17 protein-coding genes are annotated in these 20474 nt (G+C 30.6%); 4 read left to right on the top strand and 13 right to left on the bottom strand.

Annotated features, from left to right (window positions below):
* Positions 1–46: 46 nt before the first annotated feature.
* The 8 genes from hypF to FBE93_RS06720 all read right to left on the bottom strand — a co-directional run bounded on the left by hypF (position 47) and on the right by FBE93_RS06720 (position 9535).
* A complete protein-coding gene (gene hypF / locus FBE93_RS06685; RefSeq protein ID WP_165434301.1) occupies positions 47–2233 on the bottom strand; it encodes a carbamoyltransferase HypF in 2187 nt (728 codons plus the stop codon).
* Positions 2214–3734 (bottom strand): hypothetical protein, encoded by a 1521-nt coding sequence (locus FBE93_RS06690; protein WP_002931977.1) that lies wholly within the window; start codon positions 3732–3734, stop codon positions 2214–2216. Before FBE93_RS06690 ends, hypF begins: the two co-directional genes overlap by 20 nt.
* A gap of 41 nt (positions 3735–3775) precedes the next feature.
* Positions 3776–4423: a M48 family metallopeptidase gene (locus FBE93_RS06695; protein WP_002931976.1), complete on the bottom strand. Its 648-nt coding sequence runs from the start codon at positions 4421–4423 to the stop codon at positions 3776–3778.
* On the bottom strand, positions 4399–5715 hold the full coding sequence (locus FBE93_RS06700) for an MATE family efflux transporter (protein WP_002931975.1): 1317 nt from the start codon (positions 5713–5715) through the stop codon (positions 4399–4401). Before FBE93_RS06700 ends, FBE93_RS06695 begins: the two co-directional genes overlap by 25 nt.
* A 78-nt stretch (positions 5716–5793) precedes the next feature.
* Complete coding sequence (gene pstB, locus FBE93_RS06705) at positions 5794–6534, bottom strand: phosphate ABC transporter ATP-binding protein PstB (RefSeq protein WP_052786404.1); 741 nt, start codon at positions 6532–6534, stop codon at positions 5794–5796.
* On the bottom strand, positions 6531–7619 hold the full coding sequence (gene pstA / locus FBE93_RS06710; protein WP_002931974.1) for a phosphate ABC transporter permease PstA: 1089 nt from the start codon (positions 7617–7619) through the stop codon (positions 6531–6533). Before pstA ends, pstB begins: the two co-directional genes overlap by 4 nt.
* The gene (gene pstC, locus FBE93_RS06715) at positions 7616–8530 is read right to left on the bottom strand and encodes a phosphate ABC transporter permease subunit PstC (RefSeq protein WP_165434302.1); all 915 of its coding nucleotides are present in this window, start codon (positions 8528–8530) and stop codon (positions 7616–7618) included. The genes pstA and pstC overlap by 4 nt, the downstream gene beginning before the upstream one ends.
* Positions 8531–8539: 9 nt before the next feature.
* Positions 8540–9535 (bottom strand): substrate-binding domain-containing protein, encoded by a 996-nt coding sequence (locus FBE93_RS06720; RefSeq protein ID WP_002921170.1) that lies wholly within the window; start codon positions 9533–9535, stop codon positions 8540–8542.
* A gap of 179 nt (positions 9536–9714) precedes the next feature.
* Here FBE93_RS06720 and ctf point away from each other — a divergent pair, with 179 nt between their 5' ends.
* The 4 genes from ctf to FBE93_RS06740 are packed head-to-tail and all read left to right on the top strand — an operon-like array spanning position 9715 to position 13813.
* Complete coding sequence (gene ctf / locus FBE93_RS06725; RefSeq protein WP_002852256.1) at positions 9715–10218, top strand: non-heme ferritin; 504 nt, start codon at positions 9715–9717, stop codon at positions 10216–10218.
* A 42-nt stretch (positions 10219–10260) separates the two neighbouring features.
* Complete coding sequence (locus tag FBE93_RS06730; protein ID WP_002876670.1) at positions 10261–11637, top strand: MBOAT family protein; 1377 nt, start codon at positions 10261–10263, stop codon at positions 11635–11637.
* Positions 11638–12648: a GDSL-type esterase/lipase family protein gene (locus FBE93_RS06735; RefSeq protein ID WP_002931970.1), complete on the top strand. Its 1011-nt coding sequence runs from the start codon at positions 11638–11640 to the stop codon at positions 12646–12648. It abuts the gene before it with no gap.
* Complete coding sequence (locus FBE93_RS06740; RefSeq protein WP_165434303.1) at positions 12635–13813, top strand: SGNH/GDSL hydrolase family protein; 1179 nt, start codon at positions 12635–12637, stop codon at positions 13811–13813. Before FBE93_RS06735 ends, FBE93_RS06740 begins: the two co-directional genes overlap by 14 nt.
* A gap of 2 nt (positions 13814–13815) precedes the next feature.
* Here FBE93_RS06740 and FBE93_RS06745 read toward each other — a convergent pair whose 3' ends face one another.
* The 5 genes from FBE93_RS06745 to ppk2 form a co-directional block, all read right to left on the bottom strand.
* A complete protein-coding gene (locus FBE93_RS06745; protein ID WP_002931967.1) occupies positions 13816–15186 on the bottom strand; it encodes a TolC family protein in 1371 nt (456 codons plus the stop codon).
* 1 nt (position 15187) lies between these two features.
* Positions 15188–17113: an ABC transporter permease gene (locus FBE93_RS06750; protein ID WP_048818602.1), complete on the bottom strand. Its 1926-nt coding sequence runs from the start codon at positions 17111–17113 to the stop codon at positions 15188–15190.
* Positions 17113–18285, bottom strand: a complete 1173-nt coding sequence (locus tag FBE93_RS06755; protein WP_165434304.1) for an efflux RND transporter periplasmic adaptor subunit — start codon at positions 18283–18285, stop codon at positions 17113–17115. Before FBE93_RS06755 ends, FBE93_RS06750 begins: the two co-directional genes overlap by 1 nt.
* A gap of 78 nt (positions 18286–18363) precedes the next feature.
* Positions 18364–19554: a M20 family metallopeptidase gene (locus FBE93_RS06760; RefSeq protein WP_002931963.1), complete on the bottom strand. Its 1191-nt coding sequence runs from the start codon at positions 19552–19554 to the stop codon at positions 18364–18366.
* Between the two features lie 8 nt (positions 19555–19562).
* A complete protein-coding gene (ppk2, locus tag FBE93_RS06765; RefSeq protein ID WP_165434305.1) occupies positions 19563–20444 on the bottom strand; it encodes a polyphosphate kinase 2 in 882 nt (293 codons plus the stop codon).
* Positions 20445–20474: the final 30 nt, after the last annotated feature.

Here is a 20474-nt window from a genome sequence, read left to right on the forward strand (position 1 = left end):
ATTTTAACCTTAAAAGCATTAAAAAATTATGAGTTTAAAGATAAAATCACTCTTTTTTTAAAAAATGCACCATTTGTCCTAAAGCTATGGAGCTATCATTGCAAGGGTATTTTAAAGGTATAAAAAAATCAAAATTTTTAGCTTTTAAAATTTCAAGTAAGGTTTTGTTTTGAAAAACTCCTCCACTTAAAAGCACTTTTAAATCATAATCTTTGCTAAAATCTATGATAAAATTTGCCAAGGCATTAAACATACCTGTAATTGCCTTAGTTTTTTCATCTTGTAAAGCCCCTAGGATTAAATTTTTAAAATTAACCTGCCCTTTTTCTACAAAAAGCTTGTAAGAAAAATCAAGATTTTTATCATAAAAAGCTTCACACATTAAGCCAACTTGGGCTTCATAAGAACTTTTTTCTAAGTTAAAAACAATACTTCCAAAAGCATCGATAATGCGTCCTAAAGAACTCGTTTGTAAGTTAGAATGTGAATAAATTTTTTTAAGATTTTCAAGTTTAATTTTTGGAATTTTTGCTAAAAACTCCTGAGCCTTATCTTCTAAATCATAATGAAAAATAAGACTTAGGGCTAAATTTTGTATATTTTTAATATCACTATTTATAAGAGTGAAATTTTCAAAATGTGCAATTCTTTCATATTCTTTTAAATTTCCTACAAAAACTTCTCCACCCCAAATTTTACCATCTTCACCATAACCTGTTCCATCACAAATAAAAGCTAAAGCCTTTTCATCTTTTGCAAAACTTTCTTCATATTCAAAATAAGCCGCACAAAAATGCGCATAATGATGAGAAATTTTAATCCTTTCTTCAAATTCTTTTACATAGCTAAAATGTGGGTGTTTATCACATAAAATCGCATCAAATTTCAAATCATAATTTTGTTTAAAAAATTCTAAAAGTTTAAAAAATCTCTCATGTACATCAAGACTTTTCAAATCCCCTATATAAGGAGAAATTAAAAGTTTATTTTCATAAAAAATCACAAATTCATTTTTAAGTTCCGCACCCAAAGCTAAAAAAGTGCCTTTTTTATCAAATTTTCTTTCCAAATAAAAAGGATTTAAACCCCTTGAAGTACGCAAAAACATAATTTTACCATTTACCACTTGAGCTATGCTGTCATCACTTGCATTGACAATTTCCCTATCATAATCCAAATAAAAATCAAAAACTTTATCAAGTTTTTGACACAAATTAAACTCATCTTTAATAATACTTTCTCCGCTTAAATTCGCACTTGTTGCCACAAGATTTCCTTTAAAATACTCAAAAAGCAAAAGATGTAAAGGCGTATAAGCTAGCATAATGCCGATTTTATCAACATCAGGAGCGATTAAAGAAAAGGCTTTTTTTGCCTTTAAAATCACAATAGGAGCCAAAACCCCACCAAGCAAAGCTTCTTCTTTTTCATCTATAAAGGCAAGTTTTTTAGCGCTTTGTAAATCTTTACACATCAAAGCAAAGGGTTTTTTAGGGCGATTTTTTCTAAGTCTTAGAGTTTTTAAAGCTTCTTCATTAAAAGCATCGCACATGAGATGAAAACCACCCATGCCTTTTATGGCTAAAATTTTACCCTCTTTTAAAAACTTCGCACTTTGCATAAAAGCCTCTTGATCTTTGGCTAAAATTTCACCCTTTGGATTTTTAAGAAAAACATTGATTTTGCATTTAGGACAACTAATGGGCTGGGCATGAAAACGCCTATTTTTAGGATCTTCGTATTCACTTTTGCAAAACTCACACATCAATAATTCTTGCATAGAAGTATTAAATCTATCATAAGGAAGACTTTTTATAATACTAAAGCGTGGCCCACAATGCGTGCAAGTGATAAAAGGATATAAAAAGCGTGGATTTTTTTCATCAAAAAATTCTTTTTTACACTCCTTACAAAGCGCAAAATCACTTAACATAGGCGCGCTTTTTACATTCTTTAAAGAAGGAGTAATGCTAAAATTCTCATAGTTTGAAATAGAAATTTGCGTGATTATAAGCTTATCTATTCTTGCTAAAGGTGGAAGATGATTTTTTAAATTTTCTATGAAATTTTCACATTCTTTTTGAGTGCAAGCAAGGATGATTTCTACCCCAAAACCATCATTTCTTACCTCTCCAAAAAGCTTTGATTTCAAAGCTAGTTCATAAACTAAAGGGCGAAAACCCACCCCTTGAACTAAGCCTGAAATTTTGATCTTATACCCTAAGTGGCACATCGCTTAACTGACAATTTTTAAGATGTTTTAAAGTGTTTTTAAGCAAAGATTTATGTTCAAACAAAGATCCACTTATAAGTGCTAAATCACTTTGCTTTTTCTCTCTTAATTCATCATAAGTATCACGTAAGAAATAAGCCAAACTCTCAACCGATCCATAAGCGATATTAGCACTATCCACACCTGCTAACATAAAACTCATAGCAGATCTTAAAGTTCTTGTATAATCAAAACTTTTATCTTCTTTCAAACGATAATCAATCTTTACTCCACGAGGCATTTTTGACTCATCAGCGATTTTTAAAAGCTCACTAGCACTCTCTTGTAAATTTTTACCCAAATTTAGCACTCTTCCTAGCAAGCCAAGCAAGGAATAAAAATTGTTTTGAAGTTCAAAATTTTCATCTAAAAGAGGAAATTCCTTGCTAAAATTTTCTAAAAGCCTTGCACCAATTTCATCTTTTTTAATCTCATCATAAAGCTCTTTACTGTGTTTTGGTAAGGAAATTTTAAGTAAATTAAGCTCTTTGTTGATAAGCAAAATATCTTCATAATCTTTACTTAGCTCTAAAATAAAAGCCTTTTCTTTATAACGGCTTACAAGATAAGAAATTCTTGCCATATTTTTATCTTCTTTAGAAAAAATAAGCTCTCTTGCCTTGGCATTCATAAATTCAAAGCCTTCCAAAACCACCACTTGCTCATCTAAAGCACTGATATAAAAATCTTTTTGATATTCTTCTATCTTTTTTACGCTTAAAAATTTATATTCATTTTCAAAAAGTTTTAAACCTAAAGCAAAGCAAAACAAATCTCTAGCAAGTCTGATTTTAAAATCATTAAAATCAAGATTGTGATTTTTTCTAAACATAGCATTAAGCCTTAGCTTTATCAAAGGTTTTTCCAAACTTGCAAGAAGTTTTAAATTTTCATTTGAACAAACAAAAACTGAATTTATAGCTTTAATATCACAAGGAAGTAAAAAATCTCCTATAAATTCGTTCTTAAACAAAGAAAATTCATAAATACCATTTTTATCTTTTAAATAAATCTTTTTTTCTTGACTTAACAAATCAAAAGCAAGATTTAAAAAAGTATTGAAATTTTCTTCATTGATTTTTTCAAATTCTGATAAATTGCTTGAAAATTCACACTCACAAAACACACCCCATTCATTTTTGTTTAAAAGTTTTTTTTCTTGATAGGCATTAGAATTTAAATGCGTAATATAAGAAAATTTCGAAAATTCTTTATCTTCTGGTATACAAGGGTTAAAACCCTGCCCCGCTTTTACATCAAATTTTTTCAAAAAAACGCTATGACTCATGAAATTCAAAGAATCACAAAAAGTCTTTAAATTTTCTTCATCTGCATCAATAGAAAAATGATAGGTATTTTCTTCTTTACTAAGGGTGTAGTTATAATTTTTCGCATAAAAACGCAATAAATATTCAAAAATATCATTATCCGCATTATAAATAAAATCAAAATCCAAAGTCATATTATGCCTTTTTTGAAAAATAAACTATAAATATAACATTTTTAACTTAAAAATTCTTTCTCTCTTTGCCTAAAATCACTCATAAAATACTCAATAAAATCGTAAAATTCTTTGCTGTGATTAGGGAATTTTAAGTGGCATATTTCATGCAAAATCACATATTCAATAGCTCTTAAACTCTTTTGAATGAGTTTTAAATTTAAATTAACATAAGCTTTATTGTGATTACATGAACCCCAACGCGTTTTCATATTTTTAATGCTTAAATGCGTGTAAAATAAACCTGTTTTTTGACTCCATTTTTTAAGATAAAAAGTAAAAATCTTTTTAGCATTTTGTCTTAAAAATAAATCTAATTTTGCTTTATTTTGACAAAGAATTTTATCTTTATTAAAATAAGTTTTTTTGGCATTTACATCAAATATAATTTTATATTTTTTAGCTAAAAAGATTAACTCATCATCTTTTAAGGCTTTTTTTTCAAATCTTTTTTTTGCCTCATTCATCCAAGAACTTGATTTATCTAAAAACTCATAAACGCTTTTAAAGGTGCAAAAATAAGGAATACTAAGAACAAATTCACCCCTTTCATTTAGCCTTAATCTTAAAGTTTTTATGCGTTTTTTAGAATAAAAATAGCACTCATCTTTATAAATAAATGATTTTAAACTAGAGCTTTGCCTTGCCATTTTTTACTTTTCCATCTGTATGAATTTACCATTCCACGCAAAAACTCATCCGCACAAAATCCTATCCAAACCCCTAAAATTCCAAGATTAAAATGAAAACAAAGCACATAACCCACAGGTAAAGATACCCCCATCATAAAAACAAGTCCACTAAAAAATGGAAACTTAGCATCGCCACTTGCGCGCAAGGAATTAACCATGACTATATTAAAAGTGCGTGAAATTTCAAGAAAGATTGAAAGAGCAAATAAAGGTATCATTAAATTTTTTAACTCTTCTTTAAGCCCTAAAATTTGCATAGTAAAATCTTGACAAAGATAGTTCAAAAGTGCTACTAAAGCACTTGCCACCACACTAAAATATAAAGCACGCCAAGCATGTTTATAAGCGATATTTTCATATCTAGCACCGACTAATTTACCTACTATGATTTCATTAGCTATGCTCGTAGCTTGTCCTATAAGCATGATAAGCATTGAAATTTGAAAATAAATCGTTTGCACACTCAAACTCGCCTCGCCTAAACTTGCTACAAAAGCAAAAGCTATAGTGTATTGGACTATCCACAAAAGATTTTCCCCTGCTGAAAATCCACCTATATTTAAAACCTTTTTTAATACCTCTTTTTCAAGTTTTATCATTTCTTTGATTTTAAGATGAATTTTAAGTTTATAAAAAAGTATCACAAGTAAAGCCACTATAGCAACAATACGAGCAAAAATATTACTAAGCCCTACTCCAAAAAGTTCTGATTTTGTATAATGCAAAACATAATAATTTCCACAAATCACCACTACATCCATCAAAAAGCCTATAAGCATAACCCAATAAGCCATATTATAAACCCTTACAATAGCCGCTAAAACAATTCCTATGGCATCAAAAAACAAACAAATTGCAAGCATATGTAAGTAAATTTCGCTATCTTTGAGCAATTCTTGTGGGATTTTTAAAAGATAAAGCAAATACTCCCCATGCCATAAAATAAGCACACCGCATACAAAGCCTAAAAGTGCATTTAAGAACAAACTTTGATGAATCACTTTTCTTGCTAAAACATGATCTTTTGCACCAATTGCTTGTGCGATCACCACACTACAACCCACACTTAAAAATGAAAAAATAGTGATAAAAAGATCTAAAATTTGATTTCCAGCCCCCATAGCACCGACAAGAAAATTAGAATAATGCGACACCATAGCGGTATTGATAATCACAGTTAAATACTTAGAAAGCAAATCCCAAAATATAGGAAAACTAAGTCTTGTTAAGGAGAGTTGTTTTTTTGCCATGATTAATGCCTTATAAAGATAAAAAGCAAATTTTAACAAATTTTTCTTAAAATAAAACCGCTAAAAATAGCGGTTTTATTATCCAAAAGCACCGCTTAAATAAGCTTTGGTTTTTTCTTGCTTTGGATTTTCAAAAAATTCCTTGCTTTCACCAAATTCTATAAGCTCGCCTAGATGAAAAAATGCTGTATAATCAGCTACGCGTTTGCCTTGTTGCATATTGTGCGTTACCATAATCATGGAAAGATTATGGCTTAATTCTTTTAAAAGCTCTTCAATCACGCCTGAACTTATAGGATCAAGCGCGGAAGTTGGCTCATCTAAAAGCAAGAGTTTGGGTTTTATTGCTAAAGCTCTTGCGATACAAAGGCGTTGTTGTTGTCCGCCTGAAAGAGCTAGGGCATTTTGCTTTAATTTGTCTTTAATCTCTTCAAAAAGCCCTACTTTTTGCAAACAATCCACCACCAAAGCTTCTTCTTCATCTTTGTTTTTAATCATACCATGAAGTTTTGGTGCATAAGAGATATTTTCATAAATGCTTTTTACGAAAACATTAGGTTGTTGAAAAACCATGCCTACATTTTTACGCAAAGCTACTACATCTTGATTTTTAACATCTTTTCCTTCAATTTCCACTAAACCATCGATTTTTGCGATTTTATCATTCATTCTATTAAAACAACGCAAAAAAGTGGATTTACCACATCCAGAAGCACCGATTAAAGCGGTAATTTTGTTTTGTTCTATTTGCATATTAATATCAAATAAAGCTTGTTTTTTTCCATAAAATAAATTTAAATTTGTTGTTTTTGCTATCACTTTAATTTTCCTTGAAAATATTTTCTTAATAATATCGCACTAAGATTTAACACGACTAAAAGTCCTAAAAGCACAATAATACCCGCTGCTGTTCTTTCTAAAAATGCACGCTCTGGCATAGCCGACCATGAGTAAATTTGAGCAGGTAAAACGCTAGTTGGATCAAAAATCGAACTAGCTACATCAGGGATAAAGGCTATCATACCGATAATCATCAAAGGTGCAGTCTCTCCTATAGCTTGCGCTAAAGTCAAAATAGAACCTGTTAAAATCATAGGCATAGCTAAAGGCAACATAATGCCTTTTACCATTTGAACCTTTGTCATGCCTAAGGCATAAGCGGCATTTTTCATATTGATATCCACACTTTTTAAAGCTGCTTTGGTTGAAACAATGATAATAGGCAAACTCATAATCGCCAAAGTAAGCCCACCCACTAAAGCACTTGAGCGAGGCATTCCAAAAAGATTGATAAACACTCCAAGTCCTAAAAGTCCAAACAAGATACTAGGAATACTTGCAAGGTTGTTAATACACACTTCTATAAAATGTGTAAGAATATTTTGTGGCGCAAATTCTTCTAAGTAAATTGCCGCTGCAACGCCTATAGGAACACTCACAACCATACAAACAAGCATAACAAGCAAAGTCCCTACAACTGAAGATAAAATTCCCGAATTTTCAGGAGATTTTGAGTCCCCATTTAAAAAGAAATTACTATTAAATTTAAGCTCTATCTCGCCTTTTTGCACAAGATCATCGACTAAAGTTCTTTGTTTTTCACTAAGGCGATTATATTTTTGCTTCATATATTGATCTACTTCTGAATTTGCCAAAAGCCAAGATTTTTCAGTGATTTGCCCTGTTCTTATCTTTCTTTGCTCAGCGCGAGATAAAAGATCATAAGCAGGAGAAATTCTATTAGCCTCTACAAAAATATAGGTTTGCTTAAAAGCAGGAAATCCAAGATAAGCCACACTTCCTAAAAAGATACAAAGAAAAATTAAATTAATATAAAGCCCCATTTTACAAAGTCTTTTAAAAGACTTTGAAGCTTTTTGTCTTTTTTTAAAAAGTTTTTTCATAAATTTTTCCTTTTGTGAAAGCGATTGATGAGATAAACGCTAAACATATTGATGATTAAAGTGATGATAAAAAGCACCAAACCTAAAGAAAAAGCACTCAAAGCCAAAGAACTATCAAAAGCTTGATCTCCACTTAAAGCTTCTACGATTTTTACCGTTACTGTTGTCATATCTTCTAAAAAATTCATCGTTAAATTTGGACGCAAAGAGGCTGCCATTACCACTATCATGGTTTCACCTAAGGCTCTTGAAAGTCCTAAAAGACAAGCTGCAACTATACCAGGAATAGCCTCAGGTAAAATCACAGCAAAAACCACTTCTTTTTTTGTCATACCTAAAGCATAAGCGCCATTAATCCTTTTCTCGCTTACTGCTTCAATGCAATCTTGAGATAACGAAGCCACTATAGGTACTATCATGATCCCCATGATAAAACCTGCGCCTAAAACACTTTGAAAACTTGCTTGTATGCCAAATAAAGAAAAAAACCACACTATAAAAGGCGCTACAACTATAGCCGCAAAAAATCCAAAAACAACAGTAGGAATCCCTGCAATGATTTCTAAAATAGGTTTTAAGTAATTTTTAGATTTTTTGCCAGCAAAAACACCTAAATATATAGCACACATAACCCCTAAAGGTAAAGCCGTTAGCATAGCAATCAATGAAATATAAAAAGTTCCCCAAAAAAGCGATAGCGCTCCAAAAACACCTTGTTTGCTCGTGCCATCTGCATTCATAAAAGCTGCATCAGCTGCCCACTGACTTGAGAATAAAAAGGTAACAACACTTTCTTTTTGAAAGAATTTTAAAGCTTCAATTAAAATTGTAAGCATGATAGCAAAGCTTACTATCACGCTTACAAAAGCACATAAAAAAAGTGCAAATTTGATTATTTTTTCTTTTAGCAAAGTTTTTCCTTAAAAAACTTTTCCAGCTTTTACAAGCTCATCATTTAAAATTTTTCTATCTTCTACATGTTTTTGAGAAGCTTTTAATTTATCATCACTTAAAGGAACAAGTCCTATTTTTTCAAGCTCTCCACCACTTTTTGCCAAATCATCACTCATATAAATTTTTGCAAATTCAAAGGCTTCTTTTGGATTTTTCTTAGCATTGATATAAATAAACAAACTTCTTGCAAGTTCGTATTTTTCATCTGCGATGCTTTCTTCGCTTGGCGTAACACCATCGATATTAGCAGCATTGATTTTGTCTGAATTGCTCACCAAAAAGCTATAACCAAAAATTCCAAAAGCATCTTTATCAATAGTAAGTTTTGAAACGATTAGATTGTCATTTTCGCCACTTGGGATATAAGCACCATCTTGGCGTATGGTTTTATACTCACCTTTATACTCAGGAATTTTTTTAGACACATCACTCATTACAAGCTCTTCTATAGTATCTCTTGTTCCTGAACTTGATGGTGGACCATAAACACTAATTTTACGATTTGGTAAATTTTTATTGATTTGATTCCAGTTTGTATAAGGATTTGGTATAAGTTTTCCATTTTGTGGAATTTCTTTTGCTAATGCTAAGAAAAGTTCTTTTTTTGTGATATTTAATGGAGCATTAGTTTTATTTTGAGCTAAAACTATACCATCATAGCCTATCATAATCCCTACTATGTCAGTTACTCCTGCTTTTTTGCAAGTTTCAAATTCGCTTAATTTCATAGGTCTTGAAGCATTAGAAATATCAGTAGTTCCTTCGCAAAATACCTTAAATCCACCCCCTGTTCCCAAGCTCTCTACTATAGGAGTTTTTGTATTTTTAATCGAAGCGTATTCTTCAGCTACAAAAGAAGTAAAAGGATACACAGTCGATGAACCTGCGATTTTTAAATCTGCTGCATTTAAAGCACCACAAAGTGCAAAACTTGCCACACTCAAAGATAGAATTTTTTTCATTTTTTCTCCTTAACTTTAAAAAAGTAATGGAAGTTTAAAAAAACTTGGAAACATTTTGGAAACATTTTTTATTTTGTATTTTTCTTAAATATAATTTTTAACTATCAAAAAATTTAGCTTGTTTTTAAAAAAATAATATATCATTATAAAACATTTTAAATTTTAATAAGGAGATAAGAATGCTTTCTAAAGAAGTTGTAAAATTACTCAATGAACAAATAAACAAAGAAATGTATGCAGCAAACTTATATCTTAGTATGAGTTCTTGGTGCTATGAAAACAGTCTTGATGGAGCTGGAGCCTTCTTGTTTGCACATGCAAGCGAAGAAAGCGATCATGCTAAAAAGCTTATCACTTATCTTAATGAGACAGATTCTCATGTAGAGCTTCAAGAAGTAAAACAGCCTGAACAAAATTTCAAATCTTTACTTGATGTTTTTGAAAAAACCTATGAACATGAGCAATTTATCACAAAGTCAATCAATACTTTAGTTGAACACATGCTAACACATAAAGATTATTCTACTTTTAATTTCTTACAATGGTATGTAAGCGAACAACACGAAGAAGAAGCACTTTTCCGCGGTATAGTTGACAAGATTAAGTTAATCGGAGAACACGGAAATGGACTTTATTTAGCTGATCAATACATCAAAAATATTGCATTAAGCAGAAAAAAATAATCTTTGCCCTACTATGGGCAAATCTCGCTTTGGATTGAAGGTATGACTTATTTTTCTCTAGAATTTAGTATTTTAATGATAGCTTTTTTTGCTATTTATTGGACTTTTAAAAATGATTACAAAATACAAAATATTTTAATTTTAATTTTCTCTTATATTATTTATATTTTAATCAATCCTTATTTCGCCTTGGTTTTATTTATATATACCTTTTTTATACACTATTTTGCCTTGCTAATTTTTGTGCGTCGCAAGCGTTATATTTTCGCTACTTGTATGGCTTTTATTATTTTAAATTTATGTTTTTTTAAATACTTTCCTAGTATCAAAGGAAGTGTTGATGAGATATTAAATTTTTTCGGTTTAGAATTTTTAAATATTGATTTAGTATTACCAATAGGAATTAGTTTTTATACTTTTACTTCTATCACTTATCTTGTGGAAGTTTATCAAAAACGCCGTTTAGAAAGTTTTTTAAATTTAGCAACCTTTTTATCATTTTTTCCAACACTACTTTCAGGGCCTATTATGCGAAGTTCTTTTTTCTTTGAGCAGGCCTATCAAAAACGCGAATTTAAACATGCAAATTTAATCATCATCTTGCTTGTTTTTGGTATAGTTAAAAAAGTTTTAATAGCCAATTACCTTGGAATTTATGCTAAAAGTATTTTAGACTTTCCACAATCTTATAATTTCATACAACTTTTAAGCGCAATTTACGCCTATGCGATTCAAATATACTGCGATTTTAGCGGATATGTTGACTTAGTTTGTGCTTTTGCTTTAATGCTAGGTTTTACCCTTCCGCCTAACTTTAACATGCCTTATCTTGCAAAAAACCTAAAAGATTTTTGGGCTAGATGGCATATCAGTCTTTCAACCTTTATAAGAGATTATATCTATATACCTTTAGGGGGCAATAGAAAAGGAATGCCACGCACTATAGTTAACATACTCATCGCTTTTATACTTTCAGGTATGTGGCATGGCAATACACTTGCTTTTATTGTTTGGGGTTTATTGCATGGTATTGGCATAGTTTTTATACATTTGCTAGCTTTAAGCAAATTTAGTTTACAAAAAATTCCAGCTTTAGGAAGATTTTTAACCTTTCAATTTGTATGTTTTACTTGGATTTTCTTTTATTATAGTAAAAATCTAGAAGATGCAATAGAATATTTTAAAGCTTGTTATTATAATTTCTTCCAAATTCCATCTTATAATGATATTTATATGTTGGTTGCTTTTGGGGTTCTTTTTATGGTCTATCCTTTATTTATTAATTTTAAAGAATATTGCATTAAGATTTTAAATCTTACTCCATTTTTGCTAAAACCTTTTATTATAGCTTTTATTTTACTTTTGGTTTTTGCTTTTATGCCAGATGGAATTCCTGATTTTATTTATTCGAGTTTTTAGATGAGTGTAGTTAGATTTTTCTTCATTTTGATTATAGTGCTTGGCTTGGTTGTTGTAGTTATGAATCAGAGTATTAGCTCTTATATAGAACAAAAATATCATTTTGCATTCTATCCTCATAATGATCTTTTAAAAGAAGCCAATGGCTTCAAAATTAAATTAGAACAAATTCGTGCAATTTTAAGCAACGAACCCTTGCCTCAAACCAATGAAGAAGCTACAAATCAAGAAAGTAAATCAACAGATGAAAACTTAAGTAAAATAGATAAAGTTCTAAACACTTTAGAAAATGATGAAAACACTTCTCATAAAGAAACAAATCTAACCTTAATCCAAGATGCAAATATTAGTTTTATCGACAATACCAAATTAGAACTACAAAATGGAGATGAGTTTTTATTTATCGGAGATTCTTTAATGCAAGGTGTTGCAATAGCCTTAAATAGAGATTTAAGAAATTTAAATCTTAAGGTAACCGATCTTAGTAAACAAAATACAGGCCTTTCTTATAAATCCTATTTTGACTGGTCAAAAGCGACTAATGAAGCTTTTGTTAAAAACTCAAATATTAAATATCTTGTTGTTCTTCTTGGCGCTAATGATCCTTGGGATATTAAAAAAGGAGGAAATTACCATCGTTTTGGCTCCCCTTCTTGGATAGATATTTATACAAATCGTGTAGATGAAATCATTAAAATCGCTAAAAAACATAAAGCCAAAGTTTTTTGGTTTGAAATCCCTCCTGTAAAAAAAGAAGATTTGAACAAAAAAATACAAGTGCTCAATAAAATTTACAGCGATGAAATTCTTAGAAATAAAGAAATTTTTATTAACACTAAGCTATTTTTTAGTGTCAATGATGAATACTCAGCTTATATAAAAGATGAAAACAATAGAAGTATAAAAGTAAGAACAGATGATGGGGTTCATTTTACTCCAAGTGGCGCAAGAGAAATGTCTAAACTTTTATTAGAACACATAAAACTTAAGGAAGAAAATGCTAGTAAATAAATTTAAAATTATCTTATTGTTTTTTATTATTTTTACTAGCTCTTATGCACAAAATTTAAATACAAATGACACAATAGATTCCATACTCAATCAAAACAAAAATCACTCTGCTTTAACAAGTTATGTATCAAAAAAAGATCTTAAAAATCTAGAAAAAAAATTAGAAAAAAATCAAAACATAGGAATTAGAATTTATGGAGATTCTCATATGGCGGCTGATTTCTTTCCGCGTGTCATAAGAGGATATTTAATCCGCTCTAACTCTATAGGTTTTGCCTATCCTCTACAGCCCAAATATCAACAAAATCTTAATCTTGTTTATTCTTATAAAAACTTTGAAATTTTAAACTCAAGAAATCCTGCTAATGCTGGACATAATTTTCCACTAGGTGGGATAATAGCCAAAGCAAAAATCAAAGGCGCAAAAATCAACCTTGATACAACCTTAGATAAAAAAAAATTCAAGATAGGATTTTTATTTAAAGCCAAACAAAATACCAATGCTTTTAACATCAAAGATGCAAAAAACCAAAGCTATGAGTTAAGAACTACACAAACTAATAAATGGTCTTATAAAGAACTAGAACTTGATCTTCCTTTGCAAATTTCAGCCTTACAAAAGGATGCTGAGCTAGGAGGATATTTCATCACAAATAAAGATAATAATGTTTTCTTAGATACCATTGCAATCAATGGTGCCAAAAGTGATTTATGGCTCTCTTGGAATCAAGCGGTTGTAAAAAAAGAACTAGAACTTTTACACAATGATTTAATTATTCTTGCCTATGGTTCTAATGATGCACTCTTTAAAGGGTTTGAAAAACAAAAATTTAAAAATAATTTAAAAAAATGGATTAACATTTTAAAAACTTACAATAAAAACGCTGTTATCATGCTAATCTCTCCACCAACTGTAGTTCAAAAACAAGGTAAAAACTACAAGCTTGCTCCTGATTTTTTTACCATACGCAAAGCATTATATGAAGTTGCCAAAGAAGAAAAAACTCTTATTTTTGATATGCATCAGTTTATGCAAGATAGTGGAGGAAAAAACAAATGGATAGAACAAAAGCTTTCGCTCAATGATGTACATCTTACTATAAAAGGCTATGAGCTGATGGCTAAAAAATTACTCGAGGATTTAAAAAATATTATTGATTATTAAATTTAATACTTAGGAAATTCTAAGTTTTCATCATTAAAACTTAAAGCTGTGATTTGATAGTAAGAATTAATGGTTTTTAAAAGATTAAATCTAGCTCTTAAAAATTCTTGCTGGGTAGAATTTAAAGTATTGTTTGCATCCAAATAATCTTTTAATTCACTTTTTCCTAAAATATATTTTTCATAATACGCCTTAGTGATAAGCTCTTGTTTAATGTTAATATTTTGCAAATTTTGCAAAAGCAAGGTGTCGCTTTGATAATCTTTATAATTCAATGCAAATTCATTCATCGCACTTTGCAAGGCTTGCTCATAAGAAATTAAAAGTTGCTCATAAGTAAATTGTGAAATTTTGATATTTTGCTTTACTCTACCATAATCTAAGAAAGGTAAAGAAATCTTAACATTGCCACTTAAAATTTCAAATTTAAAACTATCATCGATTTTTTTATCACTTCCGCTTAATGCTCCACCTAAAGAAATGCTAGGCAAAATAGATTTTTGCATGGAAGAATAATCCTTAAAGGCTGATTTTAAGCTATTGAGTTTAGATCTCACATCCGCACGGTACGCTAAAGCTTTTAAAGGTATATTAAAATCAGGACTTAAGGTTTTAAAATCATTTAAAGATAAAGTTTTAAAATACTCTATGTAAGCAAAACCTTCTTGCTTTGCCAATAAATCTTGTAAATTTTTTATGAGTAAATTACGATTTTGATCATTGCTTAATAAATTTTGTTTAGCTCTTAATAAGCTTTGTTCTATGTTTAAAAGATCTAATTCTTCTATTTTTCCAAGCTTGTATTTATAACTATAAAGCTCTTTCATTTGTTCTAAATTTGAAAGATAAGCTCGAAGCAATTTATCTACATCGTTAAAATAAGCCAGCTCAAACACATCATTTAAAGCTGTATTGATCATGCTTATTTTTAAATTTTCAAGATCATAAGCACTTGCTTTTGCACTAAATTCACTCGCACTTGCACTATCTCTTAATTTGCCATAAATATCAAGCTCATAGCTTAAATTTAAAGAATTATTGAAATTTTTACTTTGTTTGCCTGAATTTAAATCTTTATCTCCACCAAAACCCAAATTTCCACTTAAAGTCGGATATAAATCATAATCAATCAAATCGGCTCTAGCCAAAGCTGAAAGCAAAGTTTTTCTAGCAATATTAATATCGCTATTATTCAATAAAACAAAATTTAGAAATTCATTTAATTTTGCATTATCATAAGATCTATACCAATCATAAGTAAGATTTAAATCTTTCATTTGTTCTTGGGTTAAATCAACTTCTTTAGGCAAGCTAAGTTTTGCACCACAAGCGCTCAAGAAAAATGCTAAAAAAATGCTAAATATTACTCTCATATCATTCCTTTGATAATGCACTAATAGGATTTAAATTTGCTGCATTTCTTGCAGGGAAAAAACCAAAAACCATACCGATAAACATAGAACTTAAAAGTCCCAAAAGCACAGAATAGGCATTTAAAATCATAGGAAAATCAGTACTTAAAGTATTAAAAGCAAAAATAACAAAAATCGATAAAATCACACCTAAAATCGCCCCTATAGTACAAATCATAACCGCTTCGATTAAAAACTGCATCATAATATCTTCTCTTCTAGCCCCTATAGCCATGCGTATGCCTATTTCTCTTGTTCTTTCACTTACAGAAACAAGCATGATATTCATCACTCCTATACCCCCAACAATCAAAGCAATCACAGCCACACAAGCTGTAAGTATCGTTGTAGTGCGTTTATTTGCTGTAATAGCTTGCTTAAAAGTATCAGAATTAAAAGTAAAAAAATCCTTTTGTCCGCGTTTAATTTCTAAAATTCTTATAATAGCATTTTCAGCCAAAGTTGAACTCACATCATCTTTAACCTTAACTATGATTTCACGCAAATTTCTATCTCCTGTAAGCTTATTCATCAACGTTGTATAGGGTATATAAAGACGCACTACATTATCTTCTATAGGTTTGTCTGTATCTTTTTGCAAAACTCCTATAATCTTAAAAGGTTGAGAATTAAAAAGTACCACACGACCTAAAATATTTTCACTTTTTTCATCAGGAAAAAGATTTTTTTTAGCATTAAAATCCAACACAGCAACATTGGTACTATTTTTTACATCATCATTATTTAAAATTCTTCCCGCATCTATCCTTAAACCTTCTATAGCAAAATTATTTACCCCCACTCCTTCAGCTCTTGCACTTAAAGAAATATTGGTATAAGTTGCCACACCTGAAGTATTTGAATGAGCATCCACTGCTTCTAAATATTCTAGGGATCTTAGCGTTTCTAAATCGCTAAAATTAAGCCTTGTTTTACCTGAACGCAAATCTCCAAAACCCCTTCCAGGACGAATTTCAATAGTATTTGTTCCAAGTCTTGCAATGGACTCAAGCACCTTAGCTTGAGAACCCAATCCCAAAGCTACAACACAAACTACAGAAGCAATACCTATGATGATTCCAAGCATAGTTAAAATAGAACGAAGTTTGTGTGCAAGTATGGAAGAATAAGCTATCTTAAAACACTCAAAGGCTTGATTTTTAAGCAAAGTAAGTGTTTTTTTCTCTTTGGGCATTGTTTTTAAAGTGAGTTTTTCTTGAGCTTTTTCCTTTTTAGTATCACTTAAAATTTCTCCATCTTTAATCTCTATAACCCTTTTAGCTTGTGCTGCAATTTTTGGATCGTGAGTTACTAAGACTATAGTATGACCTTGTGCGTTAAGTTTTTGTAAAATTTCAAGCACCATAATACCGCTTTTACTATCCAAAGCTCCTGTTGGCTCATCAGCCAAAATAAGCTCTCCGCCATTCATTAAAGCTCTTGCTATAGAAACGCGTTGCTGCTGCCCTCCGCTTAATTCGTTTGGCTTAGAATCTAATTTGTGAGCTAATTCTAAATCATTTAAGAGTTTTTTAGCATTTTGACTTCTTTCTTGTAAATTTTTTCCCGCATAAACTGCAGGTAAAGAAACATTTTCTTTAGCACTAAGCAAGCTTAAAAGATTATATCTTTGGAATATAAAGCCTATTTTTTCACGCCTTAATCTTGCTTTTTCATCGTTATTAAGTTTAGTGACTTCATACTCATCAAAAACATAAGTTCCGCTACTTGGCGTATCTAATGTTCCTATGATATTCAAAAGTGAAGTTTTACCACTTCCACTTTGTCCTATAATGGCAACAAATTCACCTTTTTCTATACTTAAACTTACATTTTTTAAAATGGCATTTTCGCCTATATTCTTGCAAATATTTTTAAGAAAAATCATTAAAATCTCAACTTCATTTTAGGGGCTAAGTCATCAGCACTTGAGCTTACTATCAATTCTTCATTTTCATTTACGCCTTCTAAAATTTGAGTATTGATAGAATCTTTAATGCCAAGTTTGACATATTTTTTAACAGCTTTTTGATTTTCTAAAATTTCAACATAATAGCCTTTTGGATCGCTTTTAATTGCATAAGTTGGCACTGCTAAAACAGCCTTTGCACTTGCTACGACAATTTCATTTTGTATACTCATACCAATACGCAAAAAATCATCTTTATTGGCTACATAAAATTTTGCGTAATAATAAATAGCATTTGATGAGTTTGAGCTTGAAGAACTCGAACTTGATGAGTTTGAGCTTGTACTAGAATCACTTACTTCAGTATCAGCTGGATCTATACTTGCAATCTTAGCATGATAAGTTTTTTGAGGATCATTAAGCAAAGAAAAATCAAGCTCCGTTCCTACTTTTATCTTACTCACATCAGCCTCTGCTATTTCCATCCTTACTTCCATTTCATCTAAATTAGCTATACGAACTATAGTAGGGGTGTTTTGATTAGCATTAACTGTTTGTCCTTCATCTACGGCTACATTAATCACAACACCATCTATAGGAGCAGTAATGGTTGTATAACCTAAATCTTTTTGTGCATTTTTAAGAGTGATTTCAAGCTGAACTACTTGAGCATTAAGCTCTGCAACATTGGCTTTTAAAGTATAATAATTATTTTTTTGAGTTTCTAAATTTTCAAGAGAACTTGCTTTAGCTGCATAAAGTTTTTGTTCTCTTTGATATTGCTTACTCGCAATCTCAAGAGCAACTTTTTTACTCTCTAAATTAGCCTTAGCACTTTCAAGTTGAGCTTTTGTAATATCTAAATCATTTTGTTGTTTATCTTTGTCAATTTGAGCGATCAAATCACCTTGCTTTACATGAGTTCCCACATCCACATAAAGTTTTATAATTTGTCCGCTAACTTGAGCACCCACATCAACTTGATCTTTGGCATATACCTTTCCTACTGCCTCTATGGTTTGAGATATATCTTTTTTTTGTATTTTTTGAGTTAAATAGCTGATTTTTTCATCATTATTAAAAAAAATAAAATAAGCTCCAACACTTCCAAGTATTGCAATTAAAATGATTAAAACAATCTTCTTTTTCATAATAACAAATCCTAAAGAAAAATCAAGGTTAAATTTTACTCATTTTTTGTGAATTTTTTGTGAATTTTTAATTCTATTTTATAAATTTAAAAATTCTAAAGCCATCATCACATCACCCTGCATTAAAACTTTTAAATTTTCATCATCCCAACAAAAAGTAGAACTATGGTGCAAAGCTGGATGATTTAAATCCTTTGAAATTCCAACAAATACATAAGCTCCCATTCTTTCTCGTGTTAAAAAAGCAAAATCTTCAGCCCCCATGTCAGGTTTAGAAGAAACAATGATATTTTCTTCTCCTAAGACCTTTACAAAAGCTTTTCTTGCTATTAAAGCAGCTTTTTCATCATTAATCAATGGAGGAAATTCTTTAGTATATTTAAGCTTATAATCTCCACCATTAGATTTTGCTGTAGCAGCAGCCACTTCTTCTAGAGAACTTTTTAAAATATCTTGTGTTTTATCATTTAAAAAACGCACGGTTCCTTTTAAATAAGCATTTGTAGGAATAACATTATAAGTAGTTCCTGCGCAAATTTGACCTACGGTAATCACCCCTGCTTCATAAGGGGCTAAACGCCTAGAAACAACACTTTGTATATTATTTACAAATTGCGTTGCCATAATTATAGGATCTATACAAGTATGCGGATGAGCTCCATGTCCTCCTCTGCCAATAAATTCCAAATCAAAAATATCCGTTCCAGCCATCATTTCGCCACTTACAATTTGAGCAGTATTTTCAAGCAAAGACCCCCATAAATGACAACCAAAAACCGCATCAACATAAGGATTTTCCAATACACCTGATTCTATCATAGGTTTAGCTCCACCGCTTCCCTCTTCTGCGGGCTGAAACATAAATTTAATCGTGCCACAAAATTCATCTTTGAGCTCATTTAATATCAAAGCAGCTCCCAAAAGTCCTGCTGTATGTCCATCATGTCCACATGCGTGCATCTTACCATCAATTTTTGAAGCATAACTTAGATTAGTTTTTTCTTGTACAGGCAAAGCATCCATATCCGCTCTTAAAAGAACGCATTTTGGTTTTTTCTGACTCTTCTTTTTTCCTTCTATAGTAGCTAAAATTCCTGTTTTTGTAATATTTTTTTGATATTTAATGCCAAACTCATCTAAAATTTTACACACTAAACGAGCTGTATTTTCTTCTTCAAATTCAAGCTCAGGATGCATATGAATTTGATGTCTTAAATCAACTACTTTATCATAGTACTTTAGTGCTAAATTTTCAACCAGCTTTTGCATTCTTTTCCTTAATCTAAATCTTTTATTTTCTCATCTGCTTTTTTACTGTCAAGTTTTTCCAAATTCGCCTCCATTTTTCGTATTTCTTCTTCTCCACTACGCACTAATTTTGCATCAATTTTGGAAAAATCTCCAGTTTTTTTATTTGGATATTCTACCTTAGAAAGTATAAAACGCAATAAATTTAATCTTGCTTTTTTCTTATCATCAGAAGAAATAATAGTCCAAGGACAAGTTGGAGTATTAGATGCTAAAAGCATAGAGTATTTAGCTAAAGTATATTTATCCCATAATTCTTGCGATTTTTGATCCACAGGAGATAATTTATATTGTTTAAGTGGATCACTTCGGCGTTTTTCAAAACGTTTTTTTTGCTCGTCTTTTGATACCGAAAAATAAAATTTAAAAAAAATAATATCACTATTTGAAATCATATTTTCAAACAAAGGCACTTCTCTTAAAAAATCTTTATGTTGTTGCGGTGTACAAAAACCCATAACCGGTTCTACTCCTGCGCGATTATACCAAGATCTGTCAAAAATCACAATCTCACCAGCTGAGGGCAAATGTGCTATATAACGCTGAAAATACCACTGTGTTTTTTCCACATCACTAGGTTTTTCAAGAGCCACAACGCGGCAACCACGCGGATTTAAATGCTCAATCAAACGTTTAATCGCCCCACCTTTTCCAGTCGCATCACGCCCTTCTATAAGTATAAGAACCTTTAAACCCTTGGCTTTAACATGATTTTGAAATTTCAAAAGCTCAATTTGCAAATTCTTTAAATCTTTTTCATATTCTATTGTACTTTTCTTTCTTTTAACAGAAACATAAATTTCATTCTTTTTAACAGCCCCTTGCGTTTTTGGAGAATTATTTTCTTGCATTTTCAAACCTTTATAAAGTATTTAAAGCAA

This window comes from Campylobacter sp. CFSAN093229 (assembly GCF_011068225.1).
Classification (GTDB): Bacteria; Campylobacterota; Campylobacteria; order Campylobacterales; family Campylobacteraceae; genus Campylobacter_D; species Campylobacter_D jejuni.